Here is an 18,303-nt window from a genome sequence, read left to right on the forward strand (position 1 = left end):
CGTCTTCACGATCGGCCGCGGCAATGACGTGGTCCGCGCCGCGCTGGACGCGCTCCGCCCCCACCTGCCGGGCCAGCCGGTCGACCATCCCGGCCGCGGGGGACTCCCCGCGGGCGCGCAGCGCCTGCAGCCGGAGCGCGCCGAGCAGGAGCGCCTCCCGCTCGGTCAGCCGCCGCACCCGCGTCTCCACGCCCCTACTCCGTCACCGACCGGGCCCGCACGGGATCCGCCGCCCTCCGCCGGGTCAGACCTGGACCCGGTCCCGGACCGCGGTGACGACCTGCTGGACCGCCTCCCCGACCGGGACACCGTTGCGCTGGGAGCCGTCGCGGTAGCGGAACGAGACCGCCCCGGCTGACCGGTCCTCCTCGCCGGCGATGAGCATGAACGGCACCTTCTGCTTCTGCGCGGTCCGGATCTTCTTGGGGAACCGGTCGTCGGAGGTGTCCACCTCCACCCGCACCCCCTCGGCCCGCAACCGCCCGGCGACCTCCTCCAGGTAGTCGTTGAACGGGTCCGCGACCGGGATCGCGACAACCTGCACCGGCGCCAGCCAGGGCGGGAAGGCACCGGCGTAGTGCTCCACGAGCACGCCGAGAAACCGCTCGATCGAGCCGAACTTGGCCGAGTGGATCATCACCGGGCGCTGCCGGGAGCCGTCGGCGGCCTGGTACTCGAGCCCGAACCGCTCCGGCTGGTTGAAGTCGTACTGGATGGTCGACATCTGCCAGGTGCGGCCGATGGCGTCGCGGGCCTGCACCGAGATCTTCGGCCCGTAGTAGGCCGCGCCGCCGGGGTCGGGCACCAGGTCCAGGCCGGACTCGGCCGCTACCTGGGCCAGCGTCTCGGTCGCGACCGCCCAGTCCTCGTCGCTGCCGATGAACTTGGCCTGCTTGTCGCTGCTCTCGTCGCGGGTGGACAGCTCCAGGTAGAAGTCCTCCAGGCCGAACTCGCGCAGCAGCGAGAGCACGAAGGTCAGCAGGTGCTTGATCTCGGCCGGGGCCTGCTCCCGGGTGACATAGGAGTGGGAGTCATCCATCTCCAGCCCGCGGACGCGGGTGAGGCCGTGGACGACGCCGGACTTCTCGTAGCGGTAGACGTGCCCGAACTCGAACAGCCGCAGCGGCAGGTCGCGGTAGGAGCGCTGCCGGGACCGGTAGATGAGGTTGTGCATCGGGCAGTTCATCGCCTTGAGGAAGTAGCGCTGCTCGTCCTCGGTCATCGGCGGGAACATGGTGTCCTCGTAGTAGGGCAGGTGCCCCGAGGTGTGGAACAGCGCCTCGCGGGCCACGTGCGGGGTGCCGACGTACTCGAAGCCCTCCTCCAGGTGCCGCTGCCGGGAGTAGTCCTCCATCACCCGCTTGATGACCCCACCCCGGGGGTGGAACACCGGCAGACCCGCGCCCAGCTCCTCGGGGAAGGAGTACAGGTCCAGCTCGGTGCCCAGCCGGCGGTGGTCGCGCCGCTCCGCCTCGGCCAGCCGGTCCAGGTAGGCCTTCAGCTCGGCCTTGGACGGCCAGGCGGTGCCGTAGACGCGCTGCAGCTGGGGGTTCTTCTCGCTGCCACGCCAGTAGGCGGCCGCGCTGCGCATCAGCTTGAACGCGTTGCCGATGATGCGGGTGTCGGGCAGGTGCGGGCCCCGGCACAGGTCGCTCCACACGGTCTGGCCGTCCCGGTCCCGGTTGTCGTAGATGGTCAGCTGCGAGCCGCCCACCTCGGCACCGGCGCCCTCGGCCGCGTCCTCGGCGGAGCCGCCCTTGAGGCCGATGAGCTCCAGCTTGTAGGGCTCCTCGGCGAGCTCGGTCCGGGCGTCGTCGTCAGACACCTCACGGCGGTGGAAGGTCTGCCCGGAGTTGATGATGCGCTGCATCACCTTCTCGAGCCGCTTCAGGTCCTCGGGGGTGAACGGCTCGGCGGTGTCGAAGTCGTAGAAGAAGCCGTCTCGCACCGGCGGGCCGATGCCCAGCCGGGCCTCGGGGAAGGTCTGCTGGACCGCCTGGGCCAGCACGTGGGCGGTCGAGTGCCGCAGCACCGCGAGCCCGTCCTCGGAGTCGACGGTGACCGGCTCGACCCGCTCACCGCCGTCGAGCGGGTGCGACAGGTCCCGCAGCTCGCCGTCCACGCGGGCGACGACCACCGCCCGGTCGCCGTCGAACAGCGCGCCCGCCGTGGTCCCCGCCTCCACCGATCGCTCGCTGCCGGCGACGGTCACGCTGATCTGGGCGGGCACGGGCGCTCCTCCACGGGGTCGGGGTGTGGCTCCGGCGGAGCCGGTGGGGTTCCTCATCGATCGTATAGCCCCTGGTCCGGCCGCCTCGACGCAATTCAGCACGGCGCTGGTGTGGCTCATCTGACACGCTCCTCCTGGAATGGGGGAAACTGGTTGCCGGTTCAACTGACCATGAGCGCAATGACCGAGCCCCGTACCGCTGACCTGCTCGCCCTCGACCCGGAGGCCCAGGACCTGCTGTTCCGCGAGGCGCGCACGGCGAACGCCTTCACCGACGAGCCGGTGGCCGAGGAGCAGCTGCAGGCCATCTACGACCTGGTGAAGTGGGCGCCCACCTCGATGAACATCCAGCCGCTGCGCGTGGTGCTGGTGCAGTCCGGGGAGGCCAGGGAGCGGCTGCTGCCGCACCTGGCCGAGGGGAACCGGGCCAAGACCGGCTCCGCCCCGGCCGTGGCCGTGCTGGCCGTGGACACCGAGTTCCACGAGGAGCTGCCGCGCACCTTCCCGCACGTCCCCGCCGCCAAGGACATGTTCGCCGCCGACGACGACTTCCGCTGCCGGGCCGGTGAGCTCAACGCCGCGCTGCAGGTGGGCTACTTCATCCTCGGTGTGCGCGCCGCGGGGCTGGCCGCCGGGCCGATGACCGGCTTCGACACCGACGGCGTCACCCGCGAGTTCCTGGACCCCAACCGCCAGCGTGCCCTGGTCGTCGTCAACATCGGCTACCCCGCCGAGGACGCCTGGGCGCACCGGCTGCCCCGGCTCGACTACGACGAGGTCGTCACCACCGTCTGAGCCTTCGCCGCGCCGGAGCGCTCGGTGCCCGGCTGGCTACTGGCCGCTCCTGGCGGTGCCCGGGTCGCCGGAGGCCGTCGTCTTGGCCGGTGGCGTGGGCAACGGCTTGGTCGGTCGGGTCGGCGGCGGGTTGGCCTGCCCAGCACTCGCGGTGCCGGCCCCGCTGGCCCGGGCGGACACCGACTGGGTCTTGCCCGGCGGTGCTGCCGGGGCGGCCGGGGCCTGGGCGGTGTTGCCTCCCACGGCCGGTGGTGGGCTGCTCGTCGCGTTCGGCGCCGTGGCCGGCGCCGCCCCGCCGTCCTGTCCGGTGGCGGGGCTGGCGTCGCCGCCGATCTTGAGCCGCTTGCCGATGCCGAGGCTCAGCTTGACGGTGCCCGCGCTGAGGTCGATCTCGACGAACGGCTTGGCGTCGAACCGGTCGGCGAACTTCTGCAGCCGGTCGGCGCGCTTGATGTCCAGCCCGAGCCGCAGGAAGGAGCGCGGCAGCCGGGAGTCCATCGAGTCGGCCAGGGCCGCCGCCATCTTGGGTGTCTCGGCCAGCGTGTCGCGCACCACCTTGTCCCTGGCCTTGGCTCGCTCGGCCTGCGCCTGCGTGAAGATGAACTGCAGCCCACTCGGGTCGATGTTGCTCACCGGGTTCGCTCCGGCATAGCCGTATGCCGCGCGCAGGCCAGGCTGGTCGACGACGGCGGACGGGTCGGCCACCAGGACCGGGTCGGGCGCGTACATCATCTCCCGGGCGGGGTCATACCAGCGGGCGCCGAAGTTGCTGAGGTCGCGCCGCTCGTCCACGTAGGACCCGCCGTACTGGTACGGAGTGCGGAAGACGGTGCTGGACTCGTCCACCCACACCTCACCGGTCGGGAAGTACTCGTGCCGTTGGAACGTGTCACCCAGCGCGTCGCTGACGACCGAGGTGCTGCCCTGCAGGTCCTTGTGCAGGAAGTAGCGCTTGACCTCCTCGATCTTGCCGTCGTCCCGCTGGGTGGCGACCCGGTCCTCACCGGCCCACACGTGCTTGAACATCTCGTTGCGGTTGCGGATGGTCACCCACGGGTTGACGAACGCCGTCTCCCCGTTCGGGCCCCGCTCGATCGCCAGCTGACCGGTGTCGTCGTACCGGTAGGTGGTGCTGTTCGAGATGTCGTCGGCGAGCGTCATCCGGTCGGTGGCGTCCCACTCCATCCGGCGGATCCACCTGCCGCGGTGGTCCTTGAGCCCGAGCAGGTTGCCGTTGGCGTCGTAGTGGTAGGTGTCCCGGCCCACCGACGTCGCCTGGTGCGGCGCCGTCTCCTGGTAGCGGCGGTCGAAGGAGTAGCTGGTGTCCTTCTGCACCAGGTCCTTCTTGCCGTTGGTGATGGCGTCGGTCTGCTCCTTGGACACCACGTTGCCGTGCTTGTCGTAGGACAGCGCGAACTCGTAGTGGCGCAGCTTCTTGTCGGCCTGCTCCCACTCCCCCGTGGCGGAGACCAGCCGGTCCCAGGGGTCGTAGTCGTAGCTGTGCCGCGCCGGCCCGCCGAACAGGCTGGGCGTCGGCGGGGGCAGCTCGTTGGCGTAGCTCACCGGGTTGCCCACGACGTCGTAGGTGTAGTTCAGGTCCTGGATCTCCTGGTAGGCCGGGTCGCTGGTGTTGCGGTTGGGCGACAGGGTGTGGACCCGCTCCAACCACCTGGTGTCGGCGTCGAAGGTCCACTCCGTGGTGGCCTCGTTGCCCAGCTCGGTCCAGCGCCGCTGGAGGTACTCGTCGTACTGACGGTCCAGCACGTACGGGTACTGCCAGGTGCGCGGCTGCTGCTCGGTGATCGGGTTGCCCTCCTCGTCGTGGCCGACCACGACCTCCTCGTAGCCCTCCTCCTCGCCGAGGACGCTGACCACCTGCCCGCCGGCGTCGTAGTCGTAGGTCACCACCTCGCCGTCCGGGTAGGTCAGCGAGCCCACCCGGCCCAGCCCGTCATAGGTCCACTGGGTGGTGAACCGGAAGGGCGCGGTGTCTCCCGCTGGGTCCCAGTGGTGCAGCTTGAGCTCGGCGGTCTGCTCGACCAAGGCGCCGGCGGCGTCGTAGGACAGCTCCTGGATGCGAGCGCCGTCCTCGGAGCGCACGACCCGACCGGCGCCGTACCCTGGCGCGCCTGGCCCGCCGTAGGTGTAGCTCACGTCCGGGGTGCTGCCCGGGTGGTCGATGCCCACCAGGTTGCCCAGCTCGTAGGCGTACGTGGTGGCCTGCCCAGCGGCGCGCAGGTTCGGGGTGACGCGGCTGACCAGCTTGCCCTCGGCGTCGTAGCCCATCTCCACCAGGCCGCCGTCCGGCGTGGTGGACGCCGTCCGCCGCCCCAGCATGTCGTAGGCGTGCGTGGTGACCTCGCCGGCGCTGTCGGTGAAGCTCAGCAGCTCACCCATGCCGTTGTAGTGGTACCGCGACCGGGAGGCGGACTCGCCTTCCGGCTGGTCGTCCAGGGCCAGCACGCGGTCGTGCATGTCCGTCCAGCTGGTCCTGGCCCGGCCACGGGGGTCGGTCGTGGTCGTGGCGTAGACCGTCACCCCGTCCAGGTCGGCGTACTCGTAGGCGATCTGGGTCACCCGGTCGCCCGGCTCGGTCACCACGTTCGGTGCGTCCCACAGGTCGTACTCGGTGGTGGTGACCTGATCCGAGCGCCCGGGCTCGAACGTGGTCAACGGCGTGCTGTCGGCGATCGGGCGGTACTGCTCCACCTCACGTCCCAGCTCGTCGTACACGACCGCGCCGCTGACGATCCGGCCGTCGACCGCGGGCTGCTCCGAGCCGGTGAACAGCCGGGCGTCGCGCTTGGTCTGGGTGACCCGGCCGATGCCGTCGACGAAGGAGACGGTGTCGATGGTGTCGCCCGCGTTGAACCGGTCGTAGTGCCGGGCGACGGCATAGCCGTACGCCGACGCGCTGGGGTGGTACTCGAAGGTCACCAGCGGCGCGTTGTCCTCCGGCAACGGGCTGCCGATCGAGGTGATCCGGCCGAACGCGTCGTAGGTGTACTCCACCGTCGTGCCGTTGGCGTCGGTCCGCGAGGCGGGGCGACCCGACAGCGGCTCGTACGTCGCCGAGGAGGTCAGGCCGGTGCGCAGGGCGCCGGCGACCGAACCGTCCTCGAGGAAGGCGGTGGCTCCCGCGTCGTCGAAGTCGTACTCGGTGACCTCGGCGACGTCGGTGTTCCGGTCGGCGTCGTAGGTGTACCTGACGGCGTAGCGGCTGCCGTCGCTGCCCTCGGGGTAGACGATCCGGTCGTAGCTGCCGTAGGCGTCGTAGGCCAGCTCGGTCACTGCCACGGTCGACTCGTCGATCCGCTCCTCGAGCCGGGTCGGGGTCGAGTTGTCGCACAGGTCGGTGGCTCCGCTGCGTTCCCGGTAGACCACCCTGTCGGCTCCGGAGCGGCCGTTGCTGACGGTGATCGACGCCGGCAGGCTCACCCAGGTCGGGCAGCTGTTCACCGACCACAGCGGCGAGGCGTGGGCCGGGTCGTCCGGCTCGTCCGGGCACCCCAGCGAGGCCGAGGACGACGTCAGGCAGGTGCTGTAGGCGATCTCGGCCACCAGGTCGTCGGTGGGGTCGTCGTCCTCGGCCTGGTCGGCCTGCCGCACCACGTTGCCCAGCCCGTCGTAGCGGAAGCGGACGGTGCGTTCCTGCCCGACGTCGGGCCCGTCGTAGAACTGCTCGCCGCTGGCCAGCAGCAGCGGTGCGATCGAGCGGCCGAGCGACTCCACACCGGTGAGCCCGGTGAGCAGGCTGGCAGGCACGGGATCGACCGGCGCGTGCAGGTCGGCCGGGGCCACCCGGGCGTCACGGAAACCCCACTCCATGGTGGCGCCCCGCAGGTTCTCCCCCGTGACGGCGTCGGTGACGATCGCGCCGGTCTCCAGGCCGGCCACGAACACGTTGTCGTTGAGGAACGACCGGGTCGTGGTCCGGATCGCGGTGCCCGTGGCGGCGTCCACCTCGTGCTCGCGGATCTCGGCGTACCCCAACGACTGCCGGTGCACCCGGTCGTACTTCAGGCCGCTGTAGTCGAAGTCGGTCCGCAGCACGTCGGGGCCGTCGCCGGTGCGACCGTCGTCGACGCGCACCGTGTCGAGGGTCCACACCGAGTCCGGGTGCTCCACGGTGTTGCCGTCGCGCTGGTAGTCCAGCTCGATGGTGCCGCCCAGCGGGTTCTCCACCGAGGCGAGCAGGTGCGTCTTGCCGTGGGTGTTCAGCCGTACCTGCAGGCTGCTGTCCTCGGTCGTGGAGACGGAGTCGGCGTACCCGTCTCCGTTGACGTCCTGCAGGTCGACCTCCGTGGAGCTGACCGAGTTCTGGTAGCTCGCACCGGGGTTGATCACCAGGTAACAGGCCGCGATGCACAGCGGTCCGACGTACACGGTGAAGTCGAAACCGCCGCCCAGCCCGGTGCTGCGGTCGAAGGAGGCGTTCGGCCCGGTGCTGACACCGAACACCGGCGCCGAGCTCTCCATGTCTCCGTAGTCCACCGGCGGAAGGAGGCCACTACCGGTGCCGAAGGCGACCACGGGCGAGCTGCCCTTGCCGCGCTTGTGCACCTGGTCCAGGATGCCGTCGCCGTTGACGTCACTCCAGGTGTAGCGGGCCAGGTCGGCGTTCCAGTTCATCGCCACCCCGCCGGAGAACTCGGCCCAGGGGGTGGAGAAGCCCAGCGAGGTGGCGCCGGCATAGGACTCCATCGCCTCGAACCCGCCCACGCTGAGCTTGCGGGCCTCGGGGGTGAAGCCGTAGCCCAGGTTGTAGCGGACCCACACTCCCTCGGGGTCGGTGGTGACGCGGTCCGGTAGCCCGTCACCGTTGACGTCGGCGAGCTCCTGGGAGATCGGCGTGTCGGGGTCGCTGTCCATGGCCTGCGAAATCTCGCTGCCGTACTCGTCGGCAGGGTCGGCCGGGACGTCGTCGACCAGTGCGGACTGTGACGGCCCGGAGTCGTTGGGGCTGGTCCAGGAGGCGTTGACCTCCACCCCGATGCCCATGCCGCCGCCGGAGTCGTTGGCGTCGCCACCCTTGCCGTCGGAGGAGCCCTGGGTGGCGTTGCTCTTGCCTTTGGTGTTGCCCTTGATGTCGACCAGCCCGGAGGTCAGCCCGCCGCTGACCGAGAAGGTCAGGTCCTGGTTGGTGACGTCCATGCCGTCCGAGAAGCTGGTGGCGCTCTGCCGGTAGGTACCGCGCTGGGTGGTGTAGTGCACCGAGCCCGGGGTGACCACGTCGGGGTAGCCGTCACCGTTCATGTCCTCGTAGTCGACCAGGCCGAAGCTCGGGCCCACCCCGAAGGAGCCGCCGAGCGGTCCGAGTCCGAACGCCAGCGATGCCGACGGGCCGGTCACCGACACCCGCGTCACCGCGCGGCCGGAGCCTCCGGGCGAGGCGCCGATGGACACGCTGTCCGAGCCGTACCGGGAGGAGCGCATCCGCTCACCGGTGCCGGCGATGTTCTCACGGCTGCCGCGCCAGTACGGGTCGGCGAACGGCTCCGGCTGGTTCTCCAGCACGATCGGTTCGGTCACCGGGAGGAACGCGATCGAGGGGTCGGGCGCGGGCGGGTCCGCCTCGACGTCCTCGAAACCGGACGGCTCGGACTTCCCGCGCGCCTGGAGCGCGTCGGTGTCGATCACGAACGCGTCCTCCTTGATGCTCTCGGTGGCCAGCGAACCGTTGGCCGTGTAGCCGGCTAGGGCCCAGCCGCGGTAACCGAGCGGGAAGATGCCCTGACGGCCACTCCAGCGCACCACGAGCACGTTGTCCGGCTTCGGGACATCGTTCTCGTCGAGCCCGTACAGCTCGACGTCGTGCTCGTCGGTGCTCTCGTCGGCGGGTCGCAGGGCGGCCTTGGTCAGTGTCACCAGGTCGGACAGGTCGGGGTCGCGCATCGTGAGCTCGAGCCAGTAGCGGTTGTCCTCGTTCAGGCTGATGTCCTCGGCGCGGAACCGGTGGTCGCCGGCGCCGGAGGGGACATCGACGTCCACCTGCTTGACGACTCCGTCGGCGTCCTTGACCGACAGCACCGCCGTGCCGCCCGGGTTGTCGGTGGAGCGGGTGAAGTCGAGCACGATGTCGTAGCTGCCGCTCGTCGGCTTCCACGGGCGGGACACACCGGTGCTCGACCGCTGGGGGTACTGGTCGATCTCCGGGGCAAGGCTGATCTCGACATTGGGCTCGGCGGGCGTGCCCACGTCGACCGGATCGCCCGAGGGACCGGTGGCCGACAGGTAGAACAGCGCCGGCTGCCAGTCGATGGCCGTCAGGTCGATCGGGCTGTCGACGGCCAGCCGCGCGTGGACCGTGTCCGGCGGGGGTACGGCGGCTCCAGGATCGTCCGGGTCGGGCATGGTCGGCCCCTGGACGGGGAAGTCCACCTGCACCGGCTTGGTGCCGACGAAGTCGGCGTCGATGGTGATCTCCGAGCCAGGGACTGCCGTTCCGTTGTGCTCCAGCACCAGCTGCAGGTCGTCGGTGGTGGCCGCGGTCTTGGTGATCTGCGCGGTGAACCGCACCTGCCCGTCGAAGGGGAGGACGACCTGGGTCTCCGGACGGCCGGACAGGGTGAAGTCCTCGGCAGCCGAGTAGACCAGCTGCGACAGGCCGTTGCCGTCGGTGGGCACGTCGTCGACGTCCTCTCCGTCGACCGCGGTGTAGCTGATGACCGGCGCCCAGGTGACCTCGTCGTTGGCGCCATTGTTCACCGAGCCGACCCGGAAGTAGAGCCGGTCCCCGGCGTCGACCTTGACCTCCACCGGGTCCAGGAAGGTCGACTCGCCCGAGCTGGTGAGCATCCCGTGGTGCCGCTCCTCACCGTTGTGCTGGATGGCGACCCGCACACCGTCGACCGAGGCACCCGTGACCGGTTCCAGCGTCACCGGTGCGTCGATGGTGACCGTGCCCGTGAACGGGGCGGTCCAGCGCCGGACGGTGTCCACCAGCGGTGACTTCTCGGCCAGGTCCGCCTGGATCTCGGCAAGCTGGTCGGTGTTGACGTCCGGGGTGACGCTGTTGGCCGGGAGCGGCACGAACGTGCCGCCGCTGCCCGAGGAGAACGTGGGCACCCCGTCCTCCAGCCGGTTGAAGAGGGTGTCGCCTCCGGAGACGAAGTCAGGCAGCCCGTCGCCGTTGACGTCGGTGAAGTAGCTGTCGCCCCAGGAGACCTCGGCGCCCAGTCCGAACGCCGCGGTGACCCCGAAGTGTGCCTCGAGCGCGCCCTGGAACTCCACGCTGCTCTCGGAGCCGAGACCGGTCAGGTTGCCGACCGGCTGCGCCTCACCGAACGTGGCGCTCTGCCCGGAGGGCAGGCTTGGGCCGGAGGTGTTGAGCCGGTACTTGACCTGGTTTCCCTGGCGGAAGACCTTGTCCGGCAGCGAGTCGCCGTTGATGTCGAGCCATTCGGCGTGGGAGGTGGTGGTGCCGCCCCCGATCTGCAGCGAAGCGCCGAACGAGCCGACTTTCTGCGGGATGCCGGGGTTGAACCCGAGGTAGCCGTGGCCCTCCCCTGAGTGGCTCTCGGAGTACCCCAGCGCCCCGACGTCCACGTCGGGCTCGGACGGCAGCAGCACCTTGGTCGGGATGTCAGAGCTCTCCCCGGTGTCCCAGGTCCGGGCGCTGGTCTCGAAGCCGGTGAAGCTGCCGTCCTCGAGGACCTCCTGGTGGTAGTCGAAGGTGTGCACCGCCGTTTCGTCGGTGCCGCCGCTCTGGGTGACCGTGTGCAGCAGCGACTTCCCGAACGGGCTGCTCTCGTACCCGAGGTCGTAGCGCACCGAGACCTCGTCGTGGGTACGGGACCCGTCGGGCTCCCGAGGCCCGTAGCGGACCTCCACCCGGCCGAGCCGCTCCACCAGGACGTCGACGTAGCCACCGCTGGCGTCGACCACCGGATCGCTTCGGGTGCGGTCGGCGGCCGGCAGCCCGAGGCTGGAGTGGGACTGGCGCAGCAGGTGGACCTGGTAGGCCGCGTCGCCGGGTGCGCCGGACGCCTGCGCGCCCTCGGTGTAGTCGATCCGGCTCAGGAAGGTGTGCCGGCCGCACACGTTCTCGCTCGCGTCACAGGAGCTGTCCTCCTGCCACCCGGTGCGGGTGTCCGCGTACTGCACCGTGTCGTAGTGGTAGCGGATCAGGTTGACGCCCACGTCCCGCTCGGCGGACAGCAGCCACCGCACGGCGTTACCGCGCTCGTCGTAGACGATGGCGGAGCGGTCGATCGTCATCGGCTGCCCGTCGCCGTCGCGGAGGGGACTGCCGGACGGCCCGCCGGTGTCGGGGTAGCCGCCGTACCAGCGCACGTTGCCCTGCTTGTCGTGGACCTCCCAGAAGTAGTTCTTGGGGCCGCCGCGCCCCACCTCCCGGCGGATGATGCGCTCGTAGTCGTTCTCCACCTGCCGGGTGTAGTCCTCCCGGTCCCCCCGGACGCGCTGCTCCCAGGTCTCCCCCAGGGCGTTGGGCACGAGGGGCTCGCCGTCGATGGTGTAGGACTCGCTCTCCAAGCCCGCGTCGAAGTGTGGTGCGCCGAAGCTGGTGTCCACGGCGATCTCGCCCACCGACAGGTCCCAGCCGAGCCCGACCCAGCCGTTGTCGCCGCCGGAGTCATAGGTCAGCGCCAGCTCCGGGGTGATCCCGCGCCCGGGTGGCAGCAGCAACGGGTAGCCCAGCTCGGCTGCGCCGCTGGTGGACGCCTCCGGCGGTGACACCAAGGACAGGCCTTCCACCGGGTCGGCGTACTGCAGCCCGTCGACCGTCCCGTCCCCGAGCTGCTCGGGGGTCATGGCCGGTTCCCGCCCCAGGGTGGCTCCGTCGAGCCCGTCGAGGGGCTCTCCCCCAGCGATCGGCATCAGCGGCTGGATCACGAGTGCCACGGCGAGGGCGGATCCGAGGGCGAGACGGCGACGGTCCATCGGGTACTCCTAGGTCTTCCGCCCCCTGGGACTGTCCTGCGTGGAGGCGGTTGGCGGGATCTCATCACCTCCCAGCGGTGGCGCACATCGGGCAAATGCCCTATAGGGCTGTCATCCGGGTCCTAGCCGGGGCGGGTCGGGCGTTGCCATACTGCGACCGTGTCGGTCTATGCGCCCCTGCGAGGACGCCGAGAACTCGTCGCGCACAGTTCCCGGCAGGTGCGCGAGCACGAAGGACGCATGGTGACCCTCACCGGTCTCCCGGGGGTCGGCAAGTCGCGGCTCGCCCAGGACGTCCTCGCCGTGGTGAGGTCCGACCTGGCAGCGGTGACCGTGCTGGACACGGGGGCGCTGGAGGGGCACGGGCTGCTCGGCGAGGCGGTGACCGCTGCCCCTCCCGGCCTGGTCCTCATCGACGACGCGCACCGGCTGGAGGACGCACCGACCATCCTGGCAGGCGCGCTGGCCGAACGCCCCGACCTGCGGTTGCTGGTGACCAGCCGGACCAGGTTCCGCCTGGCGCAGGAGTACGTCGTGCGGGTGGAGCCGTTCCCCGACCCGGATCCGTCCGCGCCGCCGGAGGTGCTGGCGACCCACCCCGCCGTGCAGCTGTTCGTCGACGTGGGGACCGCCGCGGGGATCCAGGACGTCGGCCGACCCGAGCAGCTGCCGCACATCGCGCGGATCTGCGCGCGCCTGGGCGGCCTGCCGCTGGCGATCGAGCTGGCCGCCGCCCGGGTGGCGGCGTTCTCGCCGAGCACGCTCGAGGCGCTGCTGGACCGTTCACCCGCCAGCAGCGTCCTCGGCAGACCACCGGACCGCGCCAGCGCCGACCCGGACCTGTTCGGGGCGATCGCCTGGAGTGAGTCACTGCTGCGCCCCTCGCAGGCCAAGCGGCTGCACGAGCTCGCCATCTTCGAGGGCGCTGTGCCGGTCGAGGCGATCGAGCGGGTCTGCCGTGGCGACGACGTCGTCGAGGGCATCTCCGCACTCGTCGACGCCCACCTGGTCAAGACCAGCCACCGCTACGGCAGCAGCCACTTCTCGCTGCACCCCCTGGTCCGCGAGCACGCTGCCCGGCGGCTGGCCGAGCAGGGGTCACAGCTGCTGGACGAGCTGACCGTCCGACACGACCGGTGGGCCGTTGCCGTGGCTGCGTCGGCGGCGCGACTGGATGCGGCCGGGCGACCCACCGCGGCGCTGCAGTGCGTCCAGCCGGTCGAGACCGACCTGACCGTGGCCCTGGCCCGGGCGCTGGAGGCGCACGACGCGGCGAGTGCCACGTCCCTGATCCTCGGCATGGCCCCTTCCTGGCTCAGCCGGGGTCCGCAGCTGACGCACCGGGCGATGGCCGACCGGGTCCTCCGGCTCGCCACGTCGGGATCCGTCCCCGCGGCGCAGCGCGCCGAGCTGCTGGCCTGGCGGTGCTTGCTGGCCGCTGAGGTGGCCCACCGGGAGGACGAGGTGCACGCCCTGCTGCCGGCCATCGACGAAGCGGTGGTCGTGGCCCGGCAGGTGGGTGGGGACACGCTGCTGCGCGTGCTGGCCCTGGCGGTGCTGGTGTCCCGGGTGATGCACCACCGTGAGGCGATCGAGCCGCTGTGCGCGGAAGGCCTCACGCTGGCCCGCGAGCTGGGCGACGAGGCGGCCCTGTCCCGCTTCGAGTCCTGGACCGGGATGCTGGCCCATCAGCGCGGTGATCTCGCCGAAGCGGCGCGGTTCACCTCGTCGGCCTATGACCGCGCCCGCCACCTCGACGACCCCGCCCTCGTGCTCGTACCGGCGGGGTCACTGCTGGCGATCCCCTCGTGCGGCGAGGTCCAGGAGCCACGGTTGGGCGCGGAGGACCTCGTCGACCTCGCCCGCGAGCTGGGCGACGGGCGGGTGCTGGCCTGGCTGCGTCCGGTCGCCTCCGTCCTGGCCCTCAACGAGGGTGACCCCTCCCGCGCCGCCGGCCACGCCTACGACGCGCTGGTCGCCGCCCGGTCGGCCGGCGCCTCGGGCCGGGTGGGCATCGCGCTGGTCTGCCTGTCGCTGGTCGCCGAGGCCCACGGTGACGCCGAGCAGGCCGCCAAGCTCCATGGGATGGCGGCCCCGCACCTGCCGGTCACCCTGCCCAGCATGCCGCCCACGACGGTGCGGTCCTACCAGCACTCCAGGTCGACGCTGCGTGACCGGCTCGGGCACCGGTTCGACGAGGCGTTCGCGGCCGGGTCCTCGCTGCCACCTATCCGGGCGACCGAGGAGGCGATCGGCTACGCCCGGGCGCTGGCTGCCACCTCGGCCCGCCCACCGGGTGCCGGGCGGCCGCTGAGCGACCAGCTGGCCGAGCCGTTGACGGCCCGGGAGGAGGAGGTCCTGAGCAGTCTGGCGGCCGGCGGCACGAACAAGGAGATCTCCTGCGCGCTCGGCATCGCGGTCAAGACGGTCATGCACCACACCTCGAGCATCTACCGCAAGCTGGGCGTGCGGAGCCGCGCCCAGGCAGTGGCCTGGCACCTGCGGCACTCCCAGCCCTCGCAGCGCTAGCCCGGGGCTGCGAATCCGCCAGCCACTGCAGCGCAGGTCGCTGCCGCCCGGCCAGACCATGTCGCTCTCCGGAGAGCGCTGGACATGGCCCACGCGACGCCCGCTGGCTATGCTCGCGACTGACTGAGCGGCGCCCGACATGCCTGAGAGGTGCACATGGGTTTCCTGGACAGGGCCAAGCAGACCGCGACCGAGCTCGCGGCCAAGGCCGACGACGCGATGAACCAGGCGGGCATGGGCACCGGCTCCGCCGACACCCGGGAGGCCGACCGGTTGCTGCGCAACCTCGGCGTCCTGACCTACCGCGAGCAGTCCGGCATGCCGATCGACACCGGCGAGCGCGAGAACGTATTGTCCGCGTTGCGCCAGCTGGAGAGCCAGGGCCGCCTCGGAGCGCTGACGTTGACGCCGGGGAGCGCGGCCGGACAGCCCAGTCCGCCGCCCCCTGGAGGCATGGCTGGTCAGGCGCCGCCCCCGCCCGGTGCTGGCCCGACTCAGCCCCCGACTCCTGGTCCCGGCCCGACCCAGACCTCCTCACCCCCGGTGGGTGACGAGAGCACCGAACGGCCGGGCCCGCCGCCTCCTCCCCCGCCACCGCCCGGCGGCTTCTGAGGGCTCGCGGGCACGGCGGTTACCCGAGCGCCGGGTCAGCTGTGCGGCCCGGTCGGGAGGTCGGTGACGCGGCGCACGAGGTGGGCCGAAACCGGCTCCGCCTTGCCCTTCAGAGCCAGCTCCCCGAGCGGCTCGGTGACCGTGCCGGCCGGGAGCCGGGCCAGCGTGTCGCCGCTCACCGCGACGCCACCCACCGGCGCCTGGCCCTCCAGCCTCGATGCGGTGTTCACCACGTCACCAATCACGGTGTGGGTGCGGCCCCCGGTCGCGCCCAGCACCCCGACCGCGACCTCGCCGGTGCTGACGCCGACCCGGAACCGAGGCCAGTCGACGTGCTGCTGGGCGATCCGGCCCGTCTCCTGCTGGAGGGCGAGCCCGGCGCGGGTGGCGCGCAGCGCGTGGTCGGGCTGGTCCCCGCGGCCGTTGAAGGTCACCAGCAGTGCGTCGCCGATGATGCGGTCCACCACGCCCCCGTGCCGGGTGACGGGCGGGATGGCCGCGTCGAAGTAGGTGTTGAGCATCCGCCGCACCTCCGCCGGCCGGTGCCGCTCGGAGAACGGCGTGAACCCCGCCAGGTCGGCGAACAGGATGCTCATCTCCCGGTTGCCGGAGACCGTCCCCTCGAGGTAGAGGTCCGCGAACCGCTCCTCGTGCCACTGCCGGTGGGCGCCCCAGGCCACCAGCCCGAAGGCGGCCAGCAGCAACAGGTGCCACTCCCACCAGCTGAGATGCCAGTTGGGTGCCAGGCTGACCGCCACCATGGCCTCGCCCAGGAGCACGAAGGCCGCCGCCATGGCCAGCGGCATCAGGCCGCGGCGCCGGCGCCACAGCCGAAGGTAGCTGGCCGCCGACCAGCCGTACAGGACGGTCGCCGCCACCGCCACCACGGCGAGCGGACCGGTGAGCCGTTCAGAGTCCGCCTCCGGCCCGAGCGGCGGCAGCTGCAGCAGCGACAGCGCCGCCCACCCGCCGATCACCGCCAGCAGGCCCCCGCGCAGCCAGGTTGCCTGCCGCAGCGCCGCAACGGCGCGCTGCCCGTCGGTGTCCCGGGTCGACAGCGCAGCCAGCACCGCGCCCAGTGCGATACCCACCGGCGTCGAGACGTTGAACCCGGTGTTGGGCCCGGCCAGCAGCACCCCCGGCGTCGCCAGCGCGTGCAGGGCCAAGAAGGCGGCCGGCGCCAGGAAGGCCAGCGAGACCAGCATCACCCGCGCGTCGCCACGGCGCGCGGCCGTGGTGCCGGTGCCGTAGGCCAGGGCCGCGCTGAGGACCGCAGCGGCCAGCACGATCCAGAAGTGTGCCGGGTGGTGCTGCCAGGTCACGTCCAGCTGCGGTCGCAGCAGGAGCACCGCCAGCCCGACGAGGGGCAGTGCCAGGGCGGCCGCCCCGAGCAGGAGCATCGGCGACCGCAGCCTGCCGAGGTCGGCTGGTGCCCCCGGGGACCGGTCGTCGGTCATGGTTGCCGCGGCGGTCCGGCCAGAGCCAGGTGCTGGTGCAGCTGGGAGACGACGACGGACCCCTCGCCGACGGCGGCCGCGACCCGCTTGACGGAGCCGCTGCGCACGTCCCCGACGGCGAACATCCCCGGCAGTGAGGTCTCGTAGGACAGCACCGGCCGGCCGGGCCACCGGTCGACGCCGGTCACGACATAGCCACGCTCGTCCAGCGCCACCGAGTCCGGCAGCCACCCCGTGTGAGGGGCGGCGCCGATCATCACGAACAGCCCCTCGGTGGGCAGCACCCGCCGCTCCCCCGTGGCCCGGTCGGCCACGGTCACCTCCGTCAGCCAGTCCTCTCCGGCGCCGTCCACGACCTCGGCGCCCGGCAGCACGGTGATCCGGTCGCTACTGGCGATCTCGTCGATGAGGTACTGCGACATGGTGCTGGACAGGTCCGGCGCGCGGACCACGATCGTGACGTGAGCGGCATACCGCTGCAGGTGCAGGGCCGCCTGGCCGGCGGAGTTGCCGCCGCCGACCACCATCGCGTGGGTCCCGCGCAGGCCGTGCGCCTCGGAGACGTTGGCGCCGTAGAAAACGCCGGCACCCACGAGCCGCTCCAGGGCCGTGACCCCCAGCCTGCGGTAGGCGACGCCGGTAGCCAGCACGACCGTCCGCGCCCGCACCTCGCCGGCGCCCTCGAGCTCGACGCGGAACCCGGCGTCCTCGGCGTGGACCGCGGTCACCGGCCGGGTCAGCACGAACCGGGTGCCGAAGACCCACGCCTGCTGGAATCCGCGCTGGGCCAGCTCGGCGCCGCCCAGCCCGCGGGAGAAGCCGAGGTAGTTGCGGATCAGCGAGCTGGTGCCCGCCTGCCCGCCGAGGGCACGGTGCTCCAGGCACAGCACGTTCAGTCCCTCCGACGACGCGGACACCGCAGCGGCCAGTCCGGCGGGTCCCGCACCGACCACGACGACGTCGACGTCGCGGTCCTCGGCCGCCAGGTCGGTCCGCAGACCCCACGCCTCCGCCAGCGCCGCGTCGGTGGGGTCGAGCAGCACGGTTCCCCCGACCGCGGGCATCCAGACCACCAGGGGCCCGGTCGTGGCGTCCGCGCCCGGCACGCCGACCCGCCGGAGCACCTCGGCCGCCGCGGCCGTGCCCCGGTCCAGGAACGCGTGCGGGATGCCGTTGCGGGTCAGGAAGCCGCGCACGTCGTGGCCGCGACGGTCGCGGGCGGCTCCGACGACCACCACCTCCCGCTCGGCGCTGGCCACGGCCCGGGACCACGCCTGCACGAACTCACTCACGGTCCGGTTGAACAGCTCATCGGGGGTCGTCCACGGCTTCAGCACGTAGTAGCTGATGTCGCCGCGCGCCATCGCCTGCAGGATCTCGGTGGCGGTCTGCCGGTGCGCCCAGCCGCCCCATGGGACCAGCAGGGCACGGCCGGCGTCGGGGTGCAGGGTGCGCACCCGCGCCAGCAGCGCCGCTCCTGGCTGGTCGGGCAGCCACGGGTCGGCGAGCACGAGAGCGACCGGATGACTGAGCTCGGCGGCCCGCTCCAGGTGGCGCAGCGCATCACGGGCCGCGGTCTCGCCGCGCACGGCGTAGTCGGCGCCGAAGCGGCGACTCAGCTCTCCCTCAGTGCGCGAGAGTGCTTCCGGGTCCGGGTCGACGGCCAAGATCACGGGCCGAACCACGCTGGCAGGCTACTCCCGCCGCAACGTCCCGCACCAGGGTCCGGGCCGGCAGGCACCGGATTGCATGGGCAACCCATGCCGTTCGCGGCGA

General features: G+C 71.9%; 8 protein-coding genes. 3 read left to right on the forward strand and 5 right to left on the reverse strand.

All coding sequences use genetic code 11. From position 1 onward, the window contains the following. Together GFJ45_RS06520 and thrS are read right to left on the reverse strand one after the other, a co-directional pair. Positions 1–190: hypothetical protein (locus GFJ45_RS06520; RefSeq protein ID WP_153395379.1), on the reverse strand; the 190-nt coding region annotated here is incomplete at its 3' end. 54 nt (positions 191–244) lie between these two features. Continuing rightward, complete coding sequence (gene thrS / locus GFJ45_RS06525; RefSeq protein WP_153395381.1) at positions 245–2,230, reverse strand: threonine--tRNA ligase; 1,986 nt, start codon at positions 2,228–2,230, stop codon at positions 245–247. Between the two features lie 180 nt (positions 2,231–2,410). On the opposite strand from thrS, the gene GFJ45_RS06530 reads away from it, so the two are divergent. Continuing rightward, on the forward strand, positions 2,411–3,025 hold the full coding sequence (locus tag GFJ45_RS06530) for a malonic semialdehyde reductase (RefSeq protein ID WP_153395383.1): 615 nt from the start codon (positions 2,411–2,413) through the stop codon (positions 3,023–3,025). Positions 3,026–3,061: 36 nt separating this feature from the next. Here the strand turns inward: GFJ45_RS06530 and GFJ45_RS06535 are convergent, their stop codons facing one another. Then, complete coding sequence (locus GFJ45_RS06535) at positions 3,062–11,929, reverse strand: SpvB/TcaC N-terminal domain-containing protein (protein WP_153395385.1); 8,868 nt, start codon at positions 11,927–11,929, stop codon at positions 3,062–3,064. A gap of 243 nt (positions 11,930–12,172) precedes the next feature. On the opposite strand from GFJ45_RS06535, the gene GFJ45_RS06540 reads away from it, so the two are divergent. After that, positions 12,173–14,458 (forward strand): helix-turn-helix transcriptional regulator, encoded by a 2,286-nt coding sequence (locus tag GFJ45_RS06540; RefSeq protein WP_194288545.1) that lies wholly within the window; start codon positions 12,173–12,175, stop codon positions 14,456–14,458. Positions 14,459–14,614: 156 nt separating this feature from the next. Beyond that, positions 14,615–15,070, forward strand: a complete 456-nt coding sequence (locus GFJ45_RS06545) for a hypothetical protein (RefSeq protein WP_153395389.1) — start codon at positions 14,615–14,617, stop codon at positions 15,068–15,070. 35 nt (positions 15,071–15,105) lie between these two features. Here the strand turns inward: GFJ45_RS06545 and GFJ45_RS06550 are convergent, their stop codons facing one another. Both GFJ45_RS06550 and GFJ45_RS06555 read right to left on the reverse strand, forming a co-directional pair. Further along, the gene (locus tag GFJ45_RS06550) at positions 15,106–16,470 is read right to left on the reverse strand and encodes an adenylate/guanylate cyclase domain-containing protein (RefSeq protein WP_153395391.1); all 1,365 of its coding nucleotides are present in this window, start codon (positions 16,468–16,470) and stop codon (positions 15,106–15,108) included. A gap of 53 nt (positions 16,471–16,523) precedes the next feature. Further along, on the reverse strand, positions 16,524–18,212 hold the full coding sequence (locus GFJ45_RS06555; protein ID WP_153395393.1) for an FAD-dependent oxidoreductase: 1,689 nt from the start codon (positions 18,210–18,212) through the stop codon (positions 16,524–16,526). Between the last annotated feature and the right edge of the window lie 91 nt (positions 18,213–18,303).

This window comes from Ornithinicoccus halotolerans, from assembly GCF_009602535.1.
GTDB classification, from domain to species: domain Bacteria; phylum Actinomycetota; class Actinomycetes; order Actinomycetales; family Dermatophilaceae; genus Ornithinicoccus; species Ornithinicoccus halotolerans.

Coding starts and splice junctions, on each gene's coding strand:
- GFJ45_RS06530 (WP_153395383.1), top strand. CDS start 2,411: ATGACCGAGCCCCGTACCGCTGACCTGCTCGCCCTCGACCCGGAGGCC.
- GFJ45_RS06535 (WP_153395385.1), bottom strand. CDS start 11,929: ATGGACCGTCGCCGTCTCGCCCTCGGATCCGCCCTCGCCGTGGCACTC.
- GFJ45_RS06545 (WP_153395389.1), top strand. CDS start 14,615: ATGGGTTTCCTGGACAGGGCCAAGCAGACCGCGACCGAGCTCGCGGCC.
- GFJ45_RS06550 (WP_153395391.1), bottom strand. CDS start 16,470: ATGCTCCTGCTCGGGGCGGCCGCCCTGGCACTGCCCCTCGTCGGGCTG.